We start from the raw sequence: 1309 nt of genomic DNA on the forward strand, positions 1-1309 counted from the left end.
TGATCCCTGACACTATTCGATCACTGCTGTGTTGTCTCCGCCGTTTCCTGCGCGACGCGGAGCCGCGCACGCGGCGGAGCAAAGCGCAGGAAACGGCGGTCGCGGTCGATCAGCCCGAGGTCTCGGCCCCAGAAGCGGACGATGTGGCCGCCGGTATCGTGCTTGGCGAGGCCGATGAGTTCGCCGGCGAGCGCTTCGCCAACGAAGACGTGCTCGCCTTGCCATTTGATGTCCCCGGTGGGACGCACGCGGCGGACCTCGTGATCGGCGTCGTACCAGGGATCATCGAGACGGTCTGGCATGAAGCGCACCGGCCTGCGCCAGAGCTTGACGGGGGCCACCTGGTCGAGCGCCTCGTGCGGCCGCTCCTCGTTGAAGTGGCGGCGAAAGGCGTCGAAGCGTCGCTGCTGCTCGGCGGCCGTGTCTGCCGGTGGCTTCGACGTCTCGGCCTTCAGCGTGCGGTGCATGCGCTCGTGCCGGCCGTTGTCCTGCGGGCTCGCTGGTGGGATGTAGCGTGGCTCGATGCCGAGCTTGAGCCACCACACCGAGAGCGCCGAAAGGCCGCCAGCTCCCGTCGATCCGAACGGTACTCCATTGTCGGAGCGGATCGCGTCGGGAAGGCCGATATCCTTGAAAACGCGCTCCAGAGCGCCCTTCACGCCAGCCCAGGTCGGATCGACAATGCGCACCTCGATGAGATAGCGGCTCGCCGCATCGGTGATGGTGAGCGGATCGCAGCGCGTGCCATCGCCAGTGCGGAACCAGCCTTTGAAGTCGATCGCCCACTCGTCATTGGGGCCCTCCGCCGGCGTGATCAGCTCGCCTTGCGCGATCGCCCGACGTCGGCGTGGCCGCGCTTCGACCAGGCCTTCACGCTTCAGGAGGTCGCCGATCGTCGAGGCCGCCGGCCAGTCGACCTCCGGCCGCTCGCGCGCGAGCCAGGCCTTGATCTTCTTGGGGCCAAAATGCGGAAACCGTCGTCGTGTTGCGATGATGCGCCGTGCCAGCCGGTCCGCTGTGGCGTGCGGGCAGTTCTGCACGGCGTGGCTCTTCTCCTCGAACCACTGCGGATCCCCGCTCGCGCGGCGGCGCTCCCAAACGTAGAACGTCTCCCGGCTGATGCCGTGCCGCGCGCACAGCTCCGTCACCGAAAAAGCTCCCGTGTCGTACTCCCGAAACAACCCGATACGCTGCTCCACAGGACTGCTCTCCCTGAAAGGCATCGACCGATCCTCCTTCGAATCGGACGAAGCTTGCCTGTCAGGAATCAACCCGGTCTGAATTGTCAGGACTCAGCCCGGTTCATACC

Annotated in this window: 1 protein-coding gene; it reads right to left on the reverse strand. The window is 66.3% G+C overall.

Going from position 1 to position 1309, the window contains the following annotated elements:
- Positions 1 to 20: 20 nt before the first annotated feature.
- The gene (locus tag QX039_RS33030; RefSeq protein ID WP_315774330.1) at positions 21 to 1223 is read right to left on the reverse strand and encodes an integrase core domain-containing protein; all 1203 of its coding nucleotides are present in this window, start codon (positions 1221 to 1223) and stop codon (positions 21 to 23) included.
- Positions 1224 to 1309: the final 86 nt, after the last annotated feature.

The sequence above is a fragment of the Bradyrhizobium sp. SZCCHNR1043 genome, from assembly GCF_032489675.1.
Taxonomy (GTDB): domain Bacteria; phylum Pseudomonadota; class Alphaproteobacteria; order Rhizobiales; family Xanthobacteraceae; genus Bradyrhizobium.

Bases quoted from the DNA above. Each gene is read 5' to 3' on its own strand.
- QX039_RS33030 (WP_315774330.1), bottom strand. From the start codon at position 1,223: ATGCCTTTCAGGGAGAGCAGTCCTGTGGAGCAGCGTATCGGGTTGTTT.